15 protein-coding genes are annotated in these 19,621 nt (G+C 61.5%); 14 read left to right on the top strand and 1 reads right to left on the bottom strand.

What is annotated here, in order from left to right; all coding sequences use genetic code 11:
* Positions 1–14 precede the first annotated feature (14 nt).
* The 14 genes from GD606_RS06580 to GD606_RS06515 all read left to right on the top strand — a co-directional run bounded on the left by GD606_RS06580 (position 15) and on the right by GD606_RS06515 (position 17,928).
* Complete coding sequence (locus tag GD606_RS06580; protein ID WP_163302900.1) at positions 15–728, top strand: class I SAM-dependent methyltransferase; 714 nt, start codon at positions 15–17, stop codon at positions 726–728.
* Between the two features lie 267 nt (positions 729–995).
* Complete coding sequence (gene dnaE / locus GD606_RS06575; RefSeq protein ID WP_163302899.1) at positions 996–4,499, top strand: DNA polymerase III subunit alpha; 3,504 nt, start codon at positions 996–998, stop codon at positions 4,497–4,499.
* An 11-nt stretch (positions 4,500–4,510) separates the two neighbouring features.
* Positions 4,511–4,942, top strand: a complete 432-nt coding sequence (queD, locus tag GD606_RS06570) for a 6-carboxytetrahydropterin synthase QueD (protein WP_163302898.1) — start codon at positions 4,511–4,513, stop codon at positions 4,940–4,942.
* On the top strand, positions 4,942–5,415 hold the full coding sequence (gene dtd / locus GD606_RS06565) for a D-aminoacyl-tRNA deacylase (RefSeq protein ID WP_163302897.1): 474 nt from the start codon (positions 4,942–4,944) through the stop codon (positions 5,413–5,415). The genes queD and dtd overlap by 1 nt, the downstream gene beginning before the upstream one ends.
* A 142-nt stretch (positions 5,416–5,557) precedes the next feature.
* Complete coding sequence (locus GD606_RS06560; RefSeq protein WP_163302896.1) at positions 5,558–5,974, top strand: ATP-binding protein; 417 nt, start codon at positions 5,558–5,560, stop codon at positions 5,972–5,974.
* A complete protein-coding gene (locus GD606_RS06555; protein ID WP_163302895.1) occupies positions 5,962–6,303 on the top strand; it encodes an STAS domain-containing protein in 342 nt (113 codons plus the stop codon). The genes GD606_RS06560 and GD606_RS06555 overlap by 13 nt, the downstream gene beginning before the upstream one ends.
* A gap of 41 nt (positions 6,304–6,344) precedes the next feature.
* Positions 6,345–8,123, top strand: coding sequence for a glycosyltransferase family protein (locus GD606_RS06550; protein ID WP_163302894.1), 1,779 nt, complete (start codon positions 6,345–6,347; stop codon positions 8,121–8,123).
* 3 nt (positions 8,124–8,126) lie between these two features.
* A complete protein-coding gene (locus GD606_RS06545) occupies positions 8,127–9,860 on the top strand; it encodes a glycosyltransferase family 2 protein (protein ID WP_163302893.1) in 1,734 nt (577 codons plus the stop codon).
* A complete protein-coding gene (locus GD606_RS06540; protein ID WP_246299001.1) occupies positions 9,857–11,266 on the top strand; it encodes a glycosyltransferase family 9 protein in 1,410 nt (469 codons plus the stop codon). Before GD606_RS06545 ends, GD606_RS06540 begins: the two co-directional genes overlap by 4 nt.
* A gap of 107 nt (positions 11,267–11,373) precedes the next feature.
* A complete protein-coding gene (locus GD606_RS06535; RefSeq protein WP_163302891.1) occupies positions 11,374–13,269 on the top strand; it encodes a flagellar hook-length control protein FliK in 1,896 nt (631 codons plus the stop codon).
* Between the two features lie 17 nt (positions 13,270–13,286).
* Positions 13,287–13,988 (top strand): flagellar hook assembly protein FlgD, encoded by a 702-nt coding sequence (locus GD606_RS06530; RefSeq protein ID WP_163302890.1) that lies wholly within the window; start codon positions 13,287–13,289, stop codon positions 13,986–13,988.
* A gap of 45 nt (positions 13,989–14,033) precedes the next feature.
* A complete protein-coding gene (locus GD606_RS06525; protein WP_163302889.1) occupies positions 14,034–15,698 on the top strand; it encodes a flagellar hook protein FlgE in 1,665 nt (554 codons plus the stop codon).
* A 163-nt stretch (positions 15,699–15,861) separates the two neighbouring features.
* Positions 15,862–16,725 carry a YihY/virulence factor BrkB family protein gene (locus GD606_RS06520; protein ID WP_163302888.1) on the top strand — a complete coding sequence of 288 codons (864 nt, stop codon included), beginning with the start codon at positions 15,862–15,864 and terminating at the stop codon, positions 16,723–16,725.
* Between the two features lie 171 nt (positions 16,726–16,896).
* On the top strand, positions 16,897–17,928 hold the full coding sequence (locus tag GD606_RS06515) for an IS5 family transposase (protein ID WP_176629243.1): 1,032 nt from the start codon (positions 16,897–16,899) through the stop codon (positions 17,926–17,928).
* A gap of 367 nt (positions 17,929–18,295) precedes the next feature.
* On the opposite strand, the gene GD606_RS06510 is transcribed toward GD606_RS06515, so the two are convergent.
* Complete coding sequence (locus tag GD606_RS06510) at positions 18,296–19,234, bottom strand: abortive infection family protein (RefSeq protein ID WP_163302482.1); 939 nt, start codon at positions 19,232–19,234, stop codon at positions 18,296–18,298.
* Positions 19,235–19,621 lie beyond the last annotated feature (387 nt).

Here is a 19,621-nt window from a genome sequence, read left to right as displayed (position 1 = left end):
TATTTGGATATGTTATGACAAAATTGAATGGTGAGTTTAATGTAGAACGACATTTTGATAAAAGTCTTTCGGAAAAATATGATCGCAGGATTCGGATGTTCTGTCCTAGTTATGATGCCCTGCATCGGATGATTCTTCCCTGGTTTCAAGGGTTGCCCAAGGATGCTCTCTTTCTTTCTTCTGGAGCTGGGACAGGTGCTGAAATCATGTCGCTTGGAAAGATGTTTCCATCTTGGAGATTTGTAGCGGTAGATAGTTCATCAAATATGATAAACGCTTGCCAAGATAATGCGGCCGAAGCTCGTTTGAATGAGAGAGTTACATTTTTTAATGGTCGTTTGCAGGATTGTAAATTATCTACACCGTGTGATGCAGCGTCGTCTATCTTTGTCTCTCACTTCATAAAATGTAGAGAAGGAAAGCTTTCCTATTTTAGGTCGATCTCAGCGAATTTGAAGATTGGCGGCGTACTCGTTTTCGCCGATCTTTTTGGGGATAAGACTTCTCCGGAATTTGCGACACTGATGGATGTGTGGTTACGATCCTATGCGTTGCATGGTGTATCTGATGAAGAGTTGATACGCGACCGTAACCATGTCTATAGTGACGTGGATTTCATCACAGAAAAAGAGTTGATCTTGATGTTAGCTGAAGCAGGTTTTGCAACTCCAATACGATTCTATCAGACATATTTGTTTGGGGGATGGGTCACTACTCGTGTCGTTTGAGACTATTGATTTTTGAATTATTCAGCAAGTGCAGTCTGTCTTGGCGGTAAGAATGCATAGCACGAAAATACTGCATGGTCGTTCGTTGTAAAGGCATATATAACTGCCATAATAATTAGAAATATTGTACAGTGGCAGTATTCGCCTGGCACCGTCGGCGCCCCGGCCCGTTCCCTTCCCGGATGAAATGGGCTATGTTTTCCCGATACCGGTCACGGCGAGCGCGCCGTTTTCAAAAAAACCTTTCCCATCAGGTTGTTCCCCCATATGGCCGATTTCGTCCATCTGCATTGCCACACGGAATACAGCCTCCTTGACGGGGCCATCCGCATCGGCGACCTGGTCAAGACGGCCAAGGACTTCGGCTGTCCGGCCGCAGCCATCACCGACCACGGCAACATGCACGGCGGGCTGGTCTTTTACGAGGCCGCCAAAAAGGCCGAGCTCAAGCCCATCGTGGGCTGCGAGGTCTACGTGGCCAAGGAGCGCATGGCCAAAAAGGACGCCCGCTCCCCCCGCGACGCCGGGTGGCACCTGATCCTCCTGGCCCAAAACGACGTCGGCTTCCGCAACCTCCTTAAGCTCGTGACCATGGGCTATTTCGAGGGCTTCCACTACAAGCCCCGGGTGGACAAGGCCGTTTTGGCCGCCCATTCCGAGGGGCTTATTGCGCTTTCGGCCTGCCTCAAGGGCGAGATCAACCAGGCCTTCCTTCGCGAGGGCATGGACGCGGCCCGGGAGCAGGCCCGGCAGTATGCGGCGCTTTTTCCGGATCGCTTTTATCTTGAGCTTCAGGCCAACGATCTGCCCGAGCAGGCCAAGGTCAACGACATGCTCATTGAGCTTTCGCACGAGACCAAGCTGCCGCTGGTGGCCACCAACGACTGCCACTACCTGCGCGCCTCGGACGCCGAGGCCCACGATATTTTATTGTGCATCCAGACGGCGGCCTGCGTGGACGACGAAAAGCGCATGCGCTTCACCACCAAGGAGCTCTATTACCGCTCCCCGGACGAGATGGCCGCCGCGTTCGCCCATGTGCCCGAGGCCATCGCCAACACCTGCGCCATCGCCGAGCGCATCAATTTGTCCCTCGATCTCAAGTCGCTGCATTTTCCGGCCTACACCCCGCCCGAGGGCAAGGATCTGGACGAGACCATGGCCGCCATGGCCCGCGAGGGCCTGACGCGGCGGTTGGCCAAGATGCCGGGGGTGGAGGAGAACAAATATTGGGAGCGCCTGGAGCTTGAGCTCGACGTCATAAGGCGCATGGGCTTTCCCGGCTATTTCCTCATCGTGCAGGACTTCATCAACTGGGCCAAGGCCCAGGGCATCCCGGTGGGGCCGGGGCGCGGTTCGGCGGCCGGGTCGCTGGTGGCCTATGCGCTGCGCATCACCAACCTGGACCCGCTGCCGTACGACCTGCTGTTCGAGCGCTTCCTGAACATCGAGCGCGTCAGCATGCCGGATATCGACGTGGATTTTTGCGAACGCCGCCGGGTGGAGGTCATCCGCTACGTCACCGAGAAGTACGGCCGCGACTCCGTGGCCCAGATCACCACATTCGGCACCATGAAGGCCAAGGCCGTGGTGCGCGACGTGGGCCGGGCGTTGGGCATGACCTTTGGCGAGACGGACCGCATCGCCAAGCTCATCCCGGAAGACCTGAAGATGACCATCGACAAGGCCCTGGCCCAGGAGCCCAAGCTGCGCGAGATGGCCGCCGCCGACCCGCGTATCGCCCGGCTCATCGACGTCTCGCGACGTCTGGAGGGGCTGTGCCGCCACGCCTCGACCCACGCCGCCGGGGTGGTCATTTCCGACAAGCCCATGAACGAATACGTCCCGCTCTACAAAGGGAAAAACGACGAAATCGTGACCCAGTGGGACATGAAGCGGGTGGAGAAGGTGGGGCTGGTCAAGTTCGACTTTCTGGGGCTTAAAACCATGACCGTCATCCAGGACGCCCTGGAGATCATCCGGCAAAGCGGGGAGGAGCCGCCGGATCTGGACACCCTGCCCCTGACCGATCCGGACACCTATGAGCTTTTCTCCCGGGGCGACACGGACGGCATCTTCCAGGTGGAAAGCGAGGGCATGCGCAAATACCTGCGGATGCTTCGGCCCACCTGCTTCGAGGACATCATCGCCATGCTGGCCCTGTACCGGCCGGGCCCCCTGGGGTCGGGCATGGTGGAGCAGTTCATCCGCCGCAAGCACGGCGAAGAGCCCGTGGAATATCCCCATCCGCTTCTGGCCGAGACCCTTGGCCCCACCTACGGGGTCATCGTCTACCAGGAACAGGTGATGAAGATCGCCCAGGTCCTGGCCAGCTTCAGCCTGGGCGACGGCGACCTGTTGCGCCGGGCCATGGGCAAGAAAAACGCGGACGAGATGGCCAAGCAGCGCAGCCGCTTCGTGGACGGGGCAAAAGAGAACGGCATCCCCGAGAAAAAGGCCACTGAGATCTTCGATCTCATGGAGAAGTTCGCGGAATACGGCTTCAACAAGTCCCACAGCGCGGCCTACGCGCTCATCTCCTACCATACGGCCTACCTGAAGGCCCACTATCCCGTGGCCTACATGGCTGCGCTGATGACCTCGGACATCGACAACCAGGACAAAATCCTCAAATACATCGCCGACTGCCGGGAGCGGGAGAGCGAGGTGCTGCCGCCGGACGTCAACGCCGGCCAGGCGGATTTTTCGGTCAAGGACGGCAAGATCCTCTACGGCCTGTCCGGGATCAAGAACGTGGGCCGCGAGGCCATCTCCGAGATCGTGGCCGAGCGCGACAAAAACGGCCCCTATACCTCGCTTCTGGATCTGGCCAGCCGGGTCAACCTGCGCAAGGTGACCAAACGGGTGCTGGAATACATGATCAAAAGCGGGGCCTGCGACGGCTTCGGCTGCACCCGGTCCGGGCTTTTCGCGGGGCTGGACCAGGCCGTGGCCATCGGCCAGAAGCGGGCCGCCGACCGGGCCACCAACCAGCTCTCGCTTATGGCGCTTATGCCGACCAAGCCCGCGCCCACTACCGGCCTTGGCGTCGACTGCCCCGAGGCCACCCTGTCGGAATGGGGCCACGAACAGAAGATGGCCTTCGAGAAGGAGGCCCTGGGGTTCTATCTCACGGGGCATCCGCTTCTGGCCTACATCCGCGACATCCGGGCCATGCGCCTGCCGTCGCTTGTGCAGTGCGCCGACCTGTCGCCGGGAACCGAGGTCAAGGTGGCGGCCATGGTGGTGTCGCTGAAGGAAATCGTGACCAAAAAGGGCGGCAAGATGGCCTTTGGGCTGGTGAAGGACTTAACCGGCGAGGCCGAGATCACCTTTTTCCCCGAGGTCTTCGAGAAGTCCCGGGAACTCTTGTCCGTGGACGCCCCCTTGTGCATCACCGGAAAGATCAGCACCTACGAGGGCGGCGGGGGTGACGACGGCAAAAAACTGGTCAAAATCGAGGCGGCGGCCGTGGAGCATCTGTCCAAGACCGCCAACGACAGCGCCGACCCGGTGCATGTGCGGCTTGACGCCTGCGGCGGGGGCGAGCTTCCCCTGGACGGGTTGGCCCCCATCCTGGCCAAATATCCCGGCAACTGCCGGGTGCATCTGGTCATCGTCTACCCCAGGGCCGAATGCCGCCTGCGCTTCGGCGACGCCTTTTGCGTGCGCCGCTGCCCGGATCTGCGCCAGGAGCTCGACGAGTTCGAGGCCTCCTGCCGGGACGCGGCCGGGGCCGGAGAAAACGCAACTGGCCCGGCCCGGGCCTGAGGGAAAAACGCATGATCGCCACACCGTTTCCGTCCCATGGGCGGGGCCTCTACCAGCTCACGGTGAGCATGGATTTCGCGGCGGCCCACTGTCTGCGCCACTACGGCGGCCCCTGCGAGAATCTGCACGGCCACAATTTCGCCGTGGAGGCCGTGGTTTCGGGCAAAAAGCTCGAACCCAAGGTGGACATCCTCATGGATTTCAAGGAACTCAAGAACCGGCTGGGCGCGGTGGTGGCCGAACTCGACCATCGCCACTTAAATGAGCTGGCCGTTTTCCAAAAACGCAACCCGTCCTCGGAGCTTCTGGCCCGCTATATCTTCGAGGGCCTGCGGGAGAAGCTGGCAGACAACCCGCAGGTGACGCTTCAAAGCGTCTCCGTGTCCGAAAAGGCGTCGAGCAAGGCCACCTATATGGAGCCGGGCATGGAGCCTGCGGGCTGATGCGTTTCGTGGTGCAGCGGGTTTCGTCCGCGCAGGTGGACATCTCGGGCGAGCGGGTGGCGGCCATCGGGCCGGGGCTTTTGGTCCTGGCCGGATTCGGCCGAGAGGACGGCCCGGAACTGCCCGGGTCGCGGGTGTGGGGCGTCATGCTGGACAAGCTTTTGTCCCTGCGCGTCTTTCCGGATGCGGCGGGCAAAATGAACCTGGGGCTTGCGGACTTTGGCGGCGAACTCCTGGTGGTGTCCCAGTTCACCCTGTACGCCGACTGCCGCCGGGGTCGTCGGCCGTCCTTCACCGACGCTGCGGCGCCGACCCTGGCCAAGGATCTGTATGACCGCCTGTGCGCCGACCTTGCGGCCCGGTGTCCGGGGCGTTTTTTTCCCGGGGTTTTCGGCGCGGACATGGACGTGGGCCTTGTCAACCGGGGACCGGTGACCGTGGTCTTGGATGCCGGGGATTTTTTGGGCGGATGATCCCGCCGTGGAGAAATGAATCGCCGCAGGGGCCTGCCTGTTGACGGCGCGGGATTTTTGGCGAAATGATCCGATACATGGAAGCTACGCACGGGCCTTGCCCGCATCCCGGTTCAAACGCGTCCGCTGTCGGGGGACGACCATGATCCGCCGCACCTTTGCGGCCCACTCCGCACCCGAGCAGAGCCGTGGGCTGGCCAGGGAGGTGGTGGGTTTTCTCGGGCAGTATCTTGCCGACCAGAACATCCTGCACGACCTGGACATCATGCTCACCGAGGCCTGCGCCAACGTGGCCCGCCATGCCTATCGCGGCGGGGAAGGGCGGCTGGAGGTGCGGCTGGCGGTTTCCCCCGGAGAGAGCGTGGACCTGGACATCGTGGACTGGGGGTACGGGTTCGAGGGCCCTGTGCGGTTCGTGAATCCCGCGCCCGAGGCCGAGGGCGGCCGGGGACTGTTCATCATCTCCCGGCTTTCCGATGCCGTGGCGGTTCGCTCCGAGGGACAGGAAAACATCGTGGCCATTCATAAGAAAATAGGGACAAATTCGTGGAAAAGCTGACGGTTTCGCGTGAAAAGAACGCCTTGTATTTCAAATACGACGGCGAGATCACCCTGGACGTGACCCCGGAGCTCAAACGCCACCTGGAGGCGGAGCTGGCCGACAACGAGGTGGCGGCGGTGGTCTTGGATCTGTCCGGGGTGGGCTTTATGGACAGTTCCGGCATCGGCTTTCTGGTGTCCGTGAACACCCGCATGCGCAGCATCGGGAAGGCCTGCTACCTGTGCCGGTTGAGCCCGAAAGTCCGGAAGACCCTGGGGCTCGTGCAACTGTTGTCGTATTTTCAGGTGGTTGAAAACGAAGAGGACGTGGCGGCGCTTTTGTCCTGAAAACGCCTGTTCCGCGCCCCGGCATATGGACCGCGCCGCGCATGACCGATCCCTGGCCCTATGAGGCGGCGGCCGTCAGCCACGACGGCGCGCTCACGGACATCCGGCTGACCCAGGCCGGAAAAACCCGCCATCTTTTCGGCCGAAGCGCCCGTAGCGGCGAATTGCGCCTCCTGGACAGCCTCGCCGCAAAATCCCCCCTTGTCGCCTCCTCCGGAGGGTCAGCCGTGTTGCCGGTGCTCGTCGGGTCCGGGCTGGGCCATGCCCTGGCCGCCCTGCTCGGGGACGCCCCGGCCGCCGCCGCCCCCCATGTGCTGCCGCGCCTGGCCGTGGTGGACCGCGAGGCCCCGCTCCTGGACATCACGGGGCTTGGCCGGGCCGCCGCCGCCGATCCCCGGGTGGTGTGGTTCGACGACCCGGACCCGGAGGCGGTCCTGGCCGCGATTGACGCCCTGTGCGCCGCAACGGGGCGCGTCCCCGCCCCCCTGGTCCTGCCCGCCTATCAGCGCCTGGACCCCGGCTATTACGGGGCCGTCCTGCGCGGGCTCAACTCCCGGACCCGGGCCGCCGCCCCGGCCGCCAGACCCGGCCGCGATCCTTTTTCCGCCTGCCGGTATCCCCGGTTTGCCGGGGATGCGCCCCGAGTGTTGCTTCTTACCTCGCGGCTTTTTCTCTCCGGCGAGGTCGTGGCCGCCTGCGGCCGCCTGGGCGTGCCCTGCCGGTATGCCCAGGTCGGCGCGGACGAACTGGACGCCGAGGCCTTCCTGGCCCGGGTCGCGGCGGACGTGGCCGATTTCCGGCCCGATTTCATCCTGACCTTCAACCATCTGGGCCTGGATCGCGAGGGGTACCTCACGGATCTGTTGTCCCGCCTGGAACTGCCCCTGGCCTCCTGGTTCGCGGACAATCCGGAACTGATCCTGGGAAACTACGTCCGGCCCTTCCCGAGCCATGCGGCGGCCTTCACCTGGGACGCGGACACCGTGCCCTTTTTGGCGCAAAGCGGCTGCGGCGACGTCTTCCACCTGCCCCTGGCCGCCGACGTGACCCGCTTCCGGCCGAAAAAGGACCATGATCCCGGCCATGCCCTGGCCGCCCGGGTGTCCTTCGTGGGCAACTCCATGCTGGCCAAGACCCGGACTCGGCTGGCCCACGCCGCGCCCCATCCCGATCTGGCGGCAAAGCTGTCGGACATCGCCTGCGGTTTCGGCCAAAGCCCCGATCGATCCGTGCCTGCCTTTCTGGCCTCCCGGCATCCGGAGATGCTTGCCCATTACCAAGCCCTTTCCGGCCCCGAACGCACCCTGGCCTTCGAGACCGCCGTGGTCTGGGAGGCCACGCGTCTGTACCGCCGGGACTGCCTGGCCTGGGTCATTCCCTTTTTCCCCACCATCGTGGGCGACGCGGGTTGGCTGGAAACCTTTGCCGACGAGGGGCGCCGGTGGCGGCGGCTGCCGGAGATGGCCTATTACGACCAGTTGCCCGATTTTTATCCCCGCAGCGAGGTCAACCTCAACATCACCAGCCGCCAGATGAAGGGCGCGGTCAACCAGCGGGTTTTCGACGTGCCGGCCTGCGGCGCGTTTCTCCTCACCGACCGCCAGCCGCAGATGGACGCCCTGTTCGATCCGGGCCGGGAATCGGCCGTCTATGCCCACCCGGGCGAACTGCCGGACCTGGTCCGCCATTATCTGGGGCGTCCCGGCGAACGTCGCCGCATCGCCCTGGCCGCCAGACGCCGCATCCTGGCCGAGCACACCTACGACCGGCGCATGGAGACGCTTTTCGCCGTCATGCGCCGCCTTTTCGCCACAGGATGAGCCATGGATGTCTTCGCGCCCGCCTCCACCGTTCCCGAACCCCTGCTGCGCGCCCTGCTGGTGGGCGGCGACGGCAGTCCGGAGCTTCTCCGGGCCGCCGCCCTGGCCGAGGCCCTGGCTGGCGGACCAGACGCCGCGCAGGGCGGCATGCCGCCCCGGGAGTTGCTTCGTCTGGCCTACGACCTGCGCCAGGCCGCCTGGGAGGCCGACCCCTTAAACGGCTCCCTGGCCGCCTCCGTCCTGGCCCTGGACGCCGCCCGGCCCTTCCTGGACGAGGCCCGCCGCCGGGTTCTGGCGGCCGTGTCCGGCCAGGACAGGCCGCCTGCCGACGCCCGCTATTTCGCCCGGCTCCTGGAACGACGCGAGCACGACAAGACCATGGCCTTCCTGTTCGGCCGTCTGGAGGCCGAGCCCGGCAACCTCCACTGGCTGCGCCACCTGGCCGCCCTGGCCCTGGCGGCCGGGGATTTCGACGCGGCCGCCAGGGCCGCCGCCCATCTGCGCCATTGCCCGCAGGGCGATCTGGCCCCGCTGGCTTTTTTGGCGGATTGGATCGATGCCGAAGCGGCCTTTCTGCACCGCGACTTCGCCCTGGCCGAACGCCGGTATGCCGCGGCCTGGGCTGTCCTTCCCATGGGGCCTGCCCGGCGCATTCGGGCCGAGGCCCTGTTGCGGCTGGGACGCCGCGACGAGGCCGTTTCCCTGCTCGGCCGGGATTTCGCCGCGCATCCGTTCAATGTGACCACGCTTTTGCGCCTGCACGACTTGGCGCTTGGCCTGGACCGGGCCAGGGCGACCCTTTCCGGCGGACTGGCCCTTTTGCTCTATACCTGCAACAAGGCCGCCGATCTGGACAACACCCTGGCCAGCCTGGCCGGGGCTGACCTGTCCTTTGCCCCGGGAACGCGCATCGTGGTCCTGAACAACGGGTCCGCCGACGCCACGGCCGACGTGATCACGGCCTGGCGCGACCGGCTGGGTCCGGATGTGCTTTCGCGTGTCGACCTGCCGGTCAACATCGGGGCCCCAGCGGCCCGAAACTGGCTGGCGCGCCATCCGGCGACCCAGGGCGCGGCCTATGCCGCCTACCTCGACGACGACGCCGATGTCCCCCGGGATTTCCTGGGCCGACTCGCCGCCGCCGTCCAGGCCTTCCCCGCCGCCGGGGTCTATGGATGCCGGGTGGTGGACGCGGCCCATCCCGCCCACATCCAAAGCGCGGATCTGTTTCTCGAACCCCTGCCCGAAACGCCCGGCGGGCCTGCATTTTCCCGGGCCTTTACGACCTCCCGGGCCCATCTGCATTCCCTGGACACGGGCCGCTTCGACTATCTGCGGCCCTGCGCCTCGGTCACCGGCTGCTGCCACCTGTTTTCCACCGCCTTGTTGCGCACGGCGGGCGACTTCGACATCCGCCTGTCGCCCTCCCAATACGATGATCTGGACCATGATTTCCGCTGTCTGTTGGCTGGCCATATCCCCATCTACCAGGGGCATCTGCGCGTCCTGCACCGCAAGCGCACGGGCAGCCAGGGCCGACCCGGCGGCAGCCAGTATTCCATGGGCTTCGCCAACCAGTTCAAGCTGCACCAGTTCTATTCCCGGGACCAGTTCGCGGCCATGGCCGAGGCCGCCTTCCAGGCCGCCCGCCTGGACGCCGCCGTCAAATGGACCTGGATTGCGGAACAGATGCACATGGCTGCGGCCGCGCCGGGCGAGACGGGAGGGCAGGCGTGAGGATTCTGGTCTTCCAGATGCAGCGGATGGGCGACCTGATCCTGTCTTTCCCGCTGTTTTTATGGCTGGGCCGGGCCTATCCCGGGGCGGCGATCCGGGTGGTGGGCGAACCTGGGTTTTTTGGGCCGTTGTCCGTCCTGGGGCCGACCGTGGACTATGTGGGCTGGGATGGCGGCGACCGGGTTGCGGCCCAGGAATATGACATGGTGATCAATCTGAGCCATCGGCCCGAGGCGGCGGAATTGGCCGGGAAGGCCGCTGCGCCGCGCAAGGCGGGCCTGGTCATGGAGGAGGGCGGCGTGCTCAGGATGCACGGGGACTGGCAGCTCTACCGGGCCTCGCTGGTGCGCAACAACCGCCACAACCGCTTCCACTGGGCGGACCTCAACGCCCTGGACGTGATCCCCCTGGCGATGATCGCGGCGACGCGCTGGGACGCGCCGCGCCAGTTGGAGCGGCATGACGGCCGGGTGGGGGTGTTTCTCGGCGCCAGCCAGCCGGAAAAACGTCCGGATGCGGCCTTTTGGGGAACCCTGGCCCGGGAGTTGGCCCGCCGCGGGCTCAAACCGGTGCTTTTGGGAGGTCCGGCGGAACGGGAGCTTGGCCGGGAGGTCAAGCGGTTGTGCGGCGGGGCGGCCCTCGAATATTGCGGGCGGCTGGGGCTGGCCGAACTGGCCAAGGTGTTGCAGACCTTTCATCTGTTGATCACCCCGGATACCGGTCCCATGCATCTGGCGGCCTGGACGGGATGCCGGGTGCTCAACCTGTCCATGGGGCCGGTGAACCCGTGGGAGACGGGACCGTACCAGCCGGGGCATTTCGTTTTGCGCGGCGCGGTGAGTTGCCGGGGCTGCTGGGAATGCTCCCGGTCGCCCATGCCGTGCCGTGCGGCCTTCGATCCGGCCCGGGTGGCCTATGCCGCCTGGCGCATGGTGCGGGGCGAGAGCCAACGTCTTGCCGGGACGGGGTTGTCGGGGATGGATCTTTTTCAAGTGGGCCGGGATGGCCGGGGGGTGTACCGGCTTGAGGCCGTTTCCGGACGGCCGCCCTTGGCCGAGGAGGCCCTGGGACGGTTCTGGTCGGAAATGTTCGGGCATTTTTTCGGCGTAGGCGACATGTCCCGGCCGCACAAGGCATGGGAGGAGCTGGCGCGCAGCCTGCCCCGGCTGGCCGCGGCCTTTGCCCGAACCCTGCCGCGATTGGGGGGATTTCTGCGGGCCGGGATATCGGGGCGGGGGGATTTCTCCGACGAGTCGTTTTGGGCCGGGTTTCCTCCCTTTGTGCGCCCCCTGACCGGATACCTGCATATTTTTTTGCAAAATGGCGATTTTTCCCGCCAAGCGGGTCGGACATGCCTGGAGAGGGTGTCCCAGGTGGCGCAGGCGACCTCCGGCACTTCCGACTGAGGGAAAAAAGTGCCCCGAGGGGGTGGTGAGATTTGAAATGGCCTGGAATTCCAGGCTGTTTTTTTTTGGAACGGCTCTTGAATTTTCTTGGCCCCAGGAGACCGACCATGCAGATTTTGCCCTCATCAGACGAAACCAGAGCCAAGGCGGGGCTTGCGACCCTTGGTGGGCTTGACCCCCAAGACTATCGCAAGCAGGCCGAGGCCTTCAACTCGTATTTCGACGCCTGTCTGGCCGAAACCACTGATTCTTCAGGGCAAAATACCAGTACGACCAGTAGTAAGACCGAATCTTCCGCCGACGCGGCCAACACCGCCACCCTGGCCACCGCCGGGCTGCTGTCCGCCGGAATCGGAAATGTGGTTTCCGATCCCAACAACGTGCGCATGACCAAGGAAGATTTTGCCCAACTCAAGGCCAGCCTTTCCAAGAGCGGGATCAGCGACAAGGACATCGAGGAGCTTGAGGCCCGGATCGATACCCCCCAGGGGATGACCTGGGGTTCGTTCATGACCTTTTTGCAGGACAAGATCGTCGGCAGCCAGCCTGGGGCCCTGAGTGCGGAGAGCAAACGCCAGGTGCAGAGCTTTCTGGGCAAGATCGGGTTTACCCCCGGCGAATCGTCCGAGTTGTTGACGGAGTTGGAGCAGGGACAGACCACCAAGGCCTGGAGCACCATCTCCTCCAAGCTGTCGTCCCTGTCGGCCGAGACTACTCTGACCGTCACTCCGGGTGAGGCCCAGGCCCTGGCCCAGGCTCTGGGGTTGTCCACGAGCGCCCAGACCCGGTTGTCGGCGCTCTTTTCCCGTTTGGAGGACAGCGAACTGGTCGGTCGGGACATCAAGACCGCCCTTTTGGCCATCACCGCCGAGGTCAAGGATCAGGCCGCTTCCGAAAGCAAGGCCCTGGCCGAGATGAAGGAACTGGCCTCCCAGGTGTTCGTGGCGGCCCAGAAGCGGGAATTTGGCCAGACCCTTTCCGATTCCCGGGAGGACCAGGTGGCCAGAAAGGCCATGCTGGCCCGGGAAATGGCCTCGCGCGGGGCTGATAATAGCGACGGGAGCACGTCGTCGGGCACGAAGAGCGTGGCAGATATGGCCTTTGCCTTCACGGAAGAGGCAGAGGCTTCGGGAAAGGTCGGAAAGGGGCAGACCCAGGACGCCACGGACGGCCAAGGGGTTGTCAACAGGCGCGTGACGCTGTCCGGGGATGCCCAGGGGGTCAATCTCCAGGGCCAGTCCGGCGCAACCGGAAACGGGAAGGGCTTTTCGGGGAATGGGAGCGCAGGCGGAAATCCGAACGGGACCACGGACGAGCGGGGCGCGAAGGGACGAGCTACGGCGGCGCAGAAGGATTCCGGCGCGTCCTCCACGGATGCCGACTGGACAGGATTTTGGAGCAAGATCGGCCTGGATGCCAGCGCGACCAGGTTCTCGGGGACGGAGGCGACGCTTAAGGACGCCCTGGCGGGCGCCACTGCCTCCCAGGTCTCCCCGCGCATGGCCCAGGCAGAAAATTCCCAGGGCACGAATTCTTCCGTCTCCTCCGACGTTCTGCGCCAGGTCGAAAGCGGGATGCTCAAGAATCTGGGGCAGGGGGCGAATCGCCTCACCCTGAACCTGACGCCGGATGAACTGGGCTCGGTCAGCGTGATGCTGACGGTCAAGGACAAGGACGTCCAGGCGGTCATTCGGGCCGAGACCCCGGAAGCGGCCAAGATTTTAAGCGAAAACATGGTGAAGGTCCGCGAGAGTCTCGAACAGCAGGGGCTCAAGGTCAGCAAGCTTGATGTGCAGACCGGCCTGGCCCAGCAGCAGGATCAGTCCTCCTGGCAGGGAGCGAATCAGCACAATGAGGCCCGGCGGCAGCAGGAAGAATTGGATATGCGGCGCACCGCCATGAGGATTTTGGGGATGGGCGCGGCTGGGTCGTCAGATGTGGCGTCGGATACGGTATCTTCCGCCATGGCGACGCGCAACGAAGGTGTGGACGTTTTTGCGTAACATCCTGGAGGGTGGTTATGTCTTCAGTCTCGAGCCTTCTTGACTCCTCGTATACGACAGATACGTCAACAACCACCAGCTCGTCGACCACGGATCTGGGGAAGGAGGCCTTTTTACAGCTCCTTTTGACCCAGCTCACCTATCAGGATCCCCTCGATCCCATGGACGATCAGGATTTCGTGGCCCAGTTGGCGCAATTTTCCAGCCTGGAACAGCTCACCAACATCAGCACCGGCATCACCGAGCTCAATGAGAATGTCCTCGAAAATCAGATGTTCTCGGCGGTCCAGTTCATCGGCAAGACCATCCGGGCCTCGGGCGAGACGATCCAGCTTGAGGAAGGAGAGGCCAGCACCATCCACTACACGATTGCGGACGACGCCGAGACGGTCCTTGCCAACGTGCTCGACGAGGATGGCAATGTGGTGCGCACGGTGGATCTGGGCGGCATGAACGCGGGCGAATACGATTTCGTTTGGGACGGCAAGGACAGCGACGGCAACGTCATGGACGACGGCGTCTACACGGTGACCATCATGACCCAGGATGCCGACGGCAACGCCGGTGTGGCCAGCACCGAGATTGAAGGCAAGGTCACAGGTGTTGAGAGCTCCGACGGAACCTATTACCTGCGGGTCGGCGATGTTCTGGTATCCTTTAGCAACATCACGGAAATCGTTGATGAAGATGCAGCCGAAACTGAAGAAGCAACAACATAATAACGGATTTCATATTTTTGTGGTGACGAAGAGAGGAGGTATACAATGGGACTGAGTTCTTCCATGTGGGCCGGGGTGACGGGACTGCTTGCCCATGGGCAGCGGATGGGGCTTATCAGCAACAATTTAGCGAACGTGAACACCGTGGCCTATAAGGGATCCAACATGTATTTCGAGGATCTCATCAGCCAGAATATCGGGACGTCGGCCGGCGTCGCCCAGATCGGCACCGGCGTGACCATCGGCGCCGTCTATGCCGACCTGAGCCAGGGCGGTTTCGAGACCACCACCGACGCCCTGGACATGGCCATCGGCGGCAACGGTTATTACATCGTCAAGGAAAAGACCTCCACCGGTGAAAACGGGCAGGCCTTAAGCAGCGGGAATCTGACGTCCTATTATACCAGGGCCGGGAACTTCCGCTTCGACAACGACGGATATCTTGTCGATACCAACGGCTATGTGGTCCAGGGCTGGGAAGTGGATAGCGCCAAGGTGCGCAGCAACGAGGCCTTGGGCATCACCACCACCCAGGTGCCCATCAAGGGATCCATCAAGGACATCAAGCTCGACCAGTTCCAGATTCCGGCCCAGGCCACCCAGAACATGACCGTCACCACCCAGCTCGACTCGGCCGAGACGGATCATGCCACCAGCACCACGGACCCCTTCTTCGCCATGGCCACCCAGTGGGACGGGCAGAATGTGCTTGACGACGAAGATGCCCTGGCCGATACGGCCTTCGCCTATCAGACCACCATGAAGGTCTACGACCAAAACGGCACGTCCCACAACATCACCATCTATTACGACAAGGTCACGGTCAGCAATTCCGGCGGCAAGTCCTACTGGGAATACATCGTCACCTGCGATCCCCTGGAAGACGGCCGGACCCTGCCCGACAGCAACGGGGGGCTCGCGGTCAGCACCACCGCCACGGCCGGACTGCTCATGATGGGCACCCTGACCTTTGATGCCTCGGGCAACCTGGAAAACACCAGCGCCTATACCCTGAGTTCCACGGCCACGGTTTCCGGCGGAGGGGTCAACCTCACGGAATGGGAACCCGCCGAGATCAGTACGAGCGGTTATCCGGTGTTCACGGCCAACTTCAGGTCCGTGTCCAACGGCAGCGCCACCGATTCAGCCAACGCCATCAACATCGCCCTGAACATGGGCATCCGCAATACAGGCGGATTCGTGGGCGGAGCCACCACCGCCGCCGGCGTCGGGACTTCGCAGACCAACCTGACGGGTTTTAATTCCGCCACCACGAAGTTCAACTCCAACATCACCACCAGTAACAGCACGTCCTCGACCACCCTGTTCAACTCCCAGGACGGCTATACCGCAGGCATGCTCACCGGGGTGTCCGTGGACCAGGACGGCGTGCTCACCGGGACGTTCTCCAACGGACAGACCATGGAGCTCTACGCCATCGCCCTGGCGGATTTCAGTAACTCCTACGGCCTGAGCCGGGCCGGAAGCAACCTGTTCACCGAGACCATCGACTCGGGGCAGCCCACCACCGGCCGGGCCAATACCGGCCGCCTGGGCACGATCTCCGGCAACACCCTGGAGACCTCGAACGTGGACCTGGCTTCGGAAATGGTGGACATGATCCTCACCCAGCGCGGCTTCCAGGCCAACAGCAAGACCATCACCACAGTGGACACCATGTTGGCGGAAGTCATCCAGCTCAAGCGGTAACCGGCAGACCTCCCTCTCGTCGAAAGGCCCGTCCCCGCCCTCCCATGGCGGGGGCGGGCCTTTTTGCGCAAAAGGGCGTACCGTTGGGCGGATCAGCCGTGGGGCCTGCTCCCTTGTCCGTCGCTTTTCAAACACGGCGAAATGCGGCAGGGAAGGAGGAGCCATGAATACGACCGCACTCGATATCCTCCGCACCGCCCGGGCGGCCACCCGGGATTTTTTTCGCCACCAGGGCCTGACCCAAGCGGCGGCGTTGGCGTTTTACGCCCTGATCTCGTTTATCCCCATGGGATTTTTGCTCATTTCCCTGCATGGGATGCTGGTGGGGGATACCTGGGAGGCCCAGCTCCTGGTGAAGCGGCATCTGGGCGAGGTGGCGCCGTGGGCGGACGATCTGCTGGTCGGGCGCATGCGGCGATTGGTGTGGGCCGCGCCGCATCTGCGCTGGCCGAGCCTGGTCTTTATCGCCTGGACGTCCTGCCTGTTTTTTTCGGCGCTGCGGGCCACCTTGCGGCATCCCTGGAAGGGCGGCGAGGAGCGGGCGCCGCTGCTGCGGCGGGCGGCGGCCTGGTTGGGCGGACCGGTGGTCAGCGGGCTTTTGACGGCGGTGCTTACGGGGCTTTTGGTCCTGGCCAATACCTCGGAGGAGATTTTTCCCAGCGGGCGGCTGTGGGGGGAGGCCTTGCGAGTGGTATGGTCGCTTTGCTGCCTGGCCACGCTGTTTTTTTGCATCTATGCCCTGGGCCTGCCGCATATCCGGCCGCTGCGGGCGGCGGGACCGCTGTGCCTGGGGCTGGCCGTGGCGGCCTATGCGGTGACGGCGGTTTTCACCTGGTTCGTGACGGCCATGCCGCGCTACAACATGGTCTACGGGTCGTTGGCCGGGGCGGTGCTGTTCGTTTTGTGGCTGCACTACAGCACGGCGGTCATCCTCTGGGGCGGGCATTTTCTGCGCATCTGGCGGCAGGGGCACGCCCCGAAAAAGTATGGGCGGTGGTTTCGACTGCGGCGCAAGAGAAAGGACTGAGCAATCGGCGGCGTAGCCGCGTTTGGGGCGCGGCAAGAGGATGCCGGGCGCGTTCGCCCGGATGCCCGGGAACGCACAAGCCGAGACCGTTGCACGGGAAAATGGCACAATTCTATTGTAATTTTAGGCAATTATGCTATATTTTCTCCATCAAAAATGATGGAGGCGATCATGAGCGAGCGCAATTCCAAAAAGCCCGGTATTGCCGACTACGTCGTGTCCCATCGCAGGCACAAGGAATGCTTTCTGGATGAGATTGATCGCCTCATTGATTGGAAGCCGTTTGAGAAGCTTCTTCGAAAAAAGCTCAGCCGAGTCGTCAATGCCGTTGGTAATCCTGCATATGCACCGTTGCCGATGTTTAAAATCCTTCTGCTCCAGAGGTGGTACAACCTGAGCGACGCGGCGGTGGAGGAATGCTTGTACGATCGGTTGTCCTTTGTCCGATTCGTGGGCCTTTCCCTTGATCATGACGAGGTGCCCGATTCCTCGACCATTTGCCGGTTTCGGCAGAGCCTGCTTGAAAAAAACGTCTTGAAGCGGCTTCTGGACAAACTCAACCATCAACTCCAGCGGCGCGGCTTACTGGTACGTGAAGGAGCCATCGTGGACGCGAGCGTCATCACCTCCTCGCGCCGCCCCCTCAAAGTAATCGATATTCTTCCCGAAGATCGCGAGGAAGATGACGACGAGGCGTCGGACGTAACCATCAGCTACTCCGATGACGCCGATGCGGCCTGGTTGCGCAAAGGGAACCGGGCTTATTACGGCTACAAAGTCCATGCGGCCACGGACAGCCGGGACGGCTTTCTCCTCGGCGGCCATGTCACGCCCGCCAACCGTTCGGATACGCAGGAATTCGTGGATATTCTTGATGAGATTGGCCCCATGCCAGGGGGCCGCATCTATGCGGACAAGGGATACAGCAGCCAGTTGAACAGGCATGTGCTCCAAGCTCGGAGACTTGCCGACGGCATCATGCATAAGGCCGCTCGCAACCGTGCGCTGAACCCCGCCGAAAAAGCGGCAAATCGTCAAGTTAGCAGCGTCCGGTCGAGGGTGGAACGGGCTTTCGGAACGCTCAAAAGAGGTTATGGCTTCTTCCGGACGCGTTACCTGGGGGTAGCCAAGGTTGAACTTGAATTTTTACTCAACGCTATGGCTTTCAACTTGAAAAAAGCGGTGCTCAAAGCGGGATGTTGAGGAACACTTACGCTAAGGAGTGACGAACGCCGCCTCAAGGTGAAACAAGATCAGCGCTGTCGGCTAAACGACGGCGGAAACAGACGACCGAGACCTTTCGAGAGAATTCCGTAACGACATCAGAGGATTGTGCAGCGGTCTCAAGCCAGGGAGCCGTCCTCACGTATTGATTGGGCCGGACGAAGCGGACGGAGGTGGGGCGATGAAAGAAATCGGCCAAAAACTTTAATCCTGCGGGAGGGGGTTAAAGTTGGCTTTCATCGGGCGCCGACGGTGAGGCCGGTTTTGTGTTTCAGGGGCGCGGGCGGTGATGTGGACGTCCCGGCCGGGGGGCGCTGTCAGGGGATTATTATTTCTGAGCAAACAACTAATATTTATGTTGATCTTGTTTCTCTATGTAAGTATCCCATAAAAAAACTGCTAGAGTTGTTGCTGCTCCAACGACAAGTCTTGCATGACGTGTAGTGAGGCCTTTTGTCCCAGCCTCTTTACCATGCCCTGTTCCATAACTATTTCTGAGTTCAGCCATTCCTTGAGTTATTATGGCAAGGCTACCAAGGATACTTTTTATAGTTTGAGCAGCTTTAATTTCGTTTGAAATACTATCTGGAGTAAGTTTTAGCAGCTTTGTTGTTTGCCGAACTAGATTTGGAATTTTCGAGTTATCAGGATATGATTCGCCATGTCTGACAATGACCGTCTTACAAATCGTTTCTATCAACTCTTTTGCCGTTCCAATTGCAAGTCCAGGATCAGGAACTATTGCTGTCTCCATTCGAGTTATTTGCTGACTTAAGTACGATTCGTCAATGTTTTTGAATGATTGCTTAGCAGTCTCTAAACTTGGAGTGCGTAGGTGGATAAGTTCCTTTGCGGTAAAGACCGGCTTTCCTGAAATCCTTGTAGTTTCCGCTATATGGTAGCCATCATGCTTGAGATGGTTATTAAACTCTTCGCATATTCGGGTAGCTTCATCACTGTCTGGTCGAACCACAGGATGAATCACTTCACATAAGAACTTAAGAAACAGCTCATCTTTGCATCGCAACAAGCTAAACCGTGAATCAGTAAAAATCCAATCGTCTTCCCAATCATTATTATTTATTCGATGTTGCCAAATGTCACCAAAAGCATTCTGAAATCTAGTATCTGTCGACGGCAATGTATGGAGATCAAACAGTCGAGCAAGAAAATTTGTTTCATCAAGACGACCAGACCAATATATACGTTGTATCGATAGATAATCAAAGATATTGCGACGAGTTATTTCGGTAACTTTATTCTCTGCTAATTCTTCGTCATGCATTTAGTCACCTTGCCTTCACAATATGACGCTCAAATCGAAGCATCTGCAAAGATAGATATCAACTACGTTTTGATTTTGCTTAGGTAACCACCACCCATGCCGGGGTGGTCGGGAACACTGTGAACCAGCAGGAAGCTCCCCGTTGACAAACCCCCAGATCGCACCACCCATGTGATTCACCTGACCCATTGGCAGGATGCCTGAAACGCCGGGGCGATGTCGAGAAAAAATAATTCTATGATATAAAGCTATTGGAGGATCGGAGAGTCAGCAGAACGTCATCGTGCGTAAGGCACCCCCCTGATTTATTGTGCCGTGACACATAGATTTGACTAGCGGGGAAACCGGGATATGCCGGGAGGAAGCGGGACATAGCGGGACGAAAAC

The organism is Desulfolutivibrio sulfodismutans DSM 3696 (genome assembly GCF_013376455.1).
Lineage (GTDB): Bacteria > Desulfobacterota > Desulfovibrionia > Desulfovibrionales > Desulfovibrionaceae > Desulfolutivibrio > Desulfolutivibrio sulfodismutans.
The sequence above is the reverse complement of the archived record's forward strand: the minus strand, read 5'-3'. Positions and strand labels throughout refer to the sequence as shown.

Bases quoted from the DNA above. Each gene is read 5' to 3' on its own strand.
- GD606_RS06530 (WP_163302890.1), top strand. From the start codon at position 13,287: ATGTCTTCAGTCTCGAGCCTTCTTGACTCCTCGTATACGACAGATACG.
- GD606_RS06545 (WP_163302893.1), top strand. From the start codon at position 8,127: ATGGATGTCTTCGCGCCCGCCTCCACCGTTCCCGAACCCCTGCTGCGC.
- GD606_RS06525 (WP_163302889.1), top strand. From the start codon at position 14,034: ATGGGACTGAGTTCTTCCATGTGGGCCGGGGTGACGGGACTGCTTGCC.
- dtd (WP_163302897.1), top strand. From the start codon at position 4,942: ATGCGTTTCGTGGTGCAGCGGGTTTCGTCCGCGCAGGTGGACATCTCG.
- queD (WP_163302898.1), top strand. From the start codon at position 4,511: ATGATCGCCACACCGTTTCCGTCCCATGGGCGGGGCCTCTACCAGCTC.
- GD606_RS06550 (WP_163302894.1), top strand. From the start codon at position 6,345: ATGACCGATCCCTGGCCCTATGAGGCGGCGGCCGTCAGCCACGACGGC.
- dnaE (WP_163302899.1), top strand. From the start codon at position 996: ATGGCCGATTTCGTCCATCTGCATTGCCACACGGAATACAGCCTCCTT.
- GD606_RS06580 (WP_163302900.1), top strand. From the start codon at position 15: ATGACAAAATTGAATGGTGAGTTTAATGTAGAACGACATTTTGATAAA.
- GD606_RS06535 (WP_163302891.1), top strand. From the start codon at position 11,374: ATGCAGATTTTGCCCTCATCAGACGAAACCAGAGCCAAGGCGGGGCTT.
- GD606_RS06560 (WP_163302896.1), top strand. From the start codon at position 5,558: ATGATCCGCCGCACCTTTGCGGCCCACTCCGCACCCGAGCAGAGCCGT.
- GD606_RS06520 (WP_163302888.1), top strand. From the start codon at position 15,862: ATGAATACGACCGCACTCGATATCCTCCGCACCGCCCGGGCGGCCACC.
- GD606_RS06510 (WP_163302482.1), bottom strand. From the start codon at position 19,234: ATGCATGACGAAGAATTAGCAGAGAATAAAGTTACCGAAATAACTCGT.
- GD606_RS06515 (WP_176629243.1), top strand. From the start codon at position 16,897: ATGAGCGAGCGCAATTCCAAAAAGCCCGGTATTGCCGACTACGTCGTG.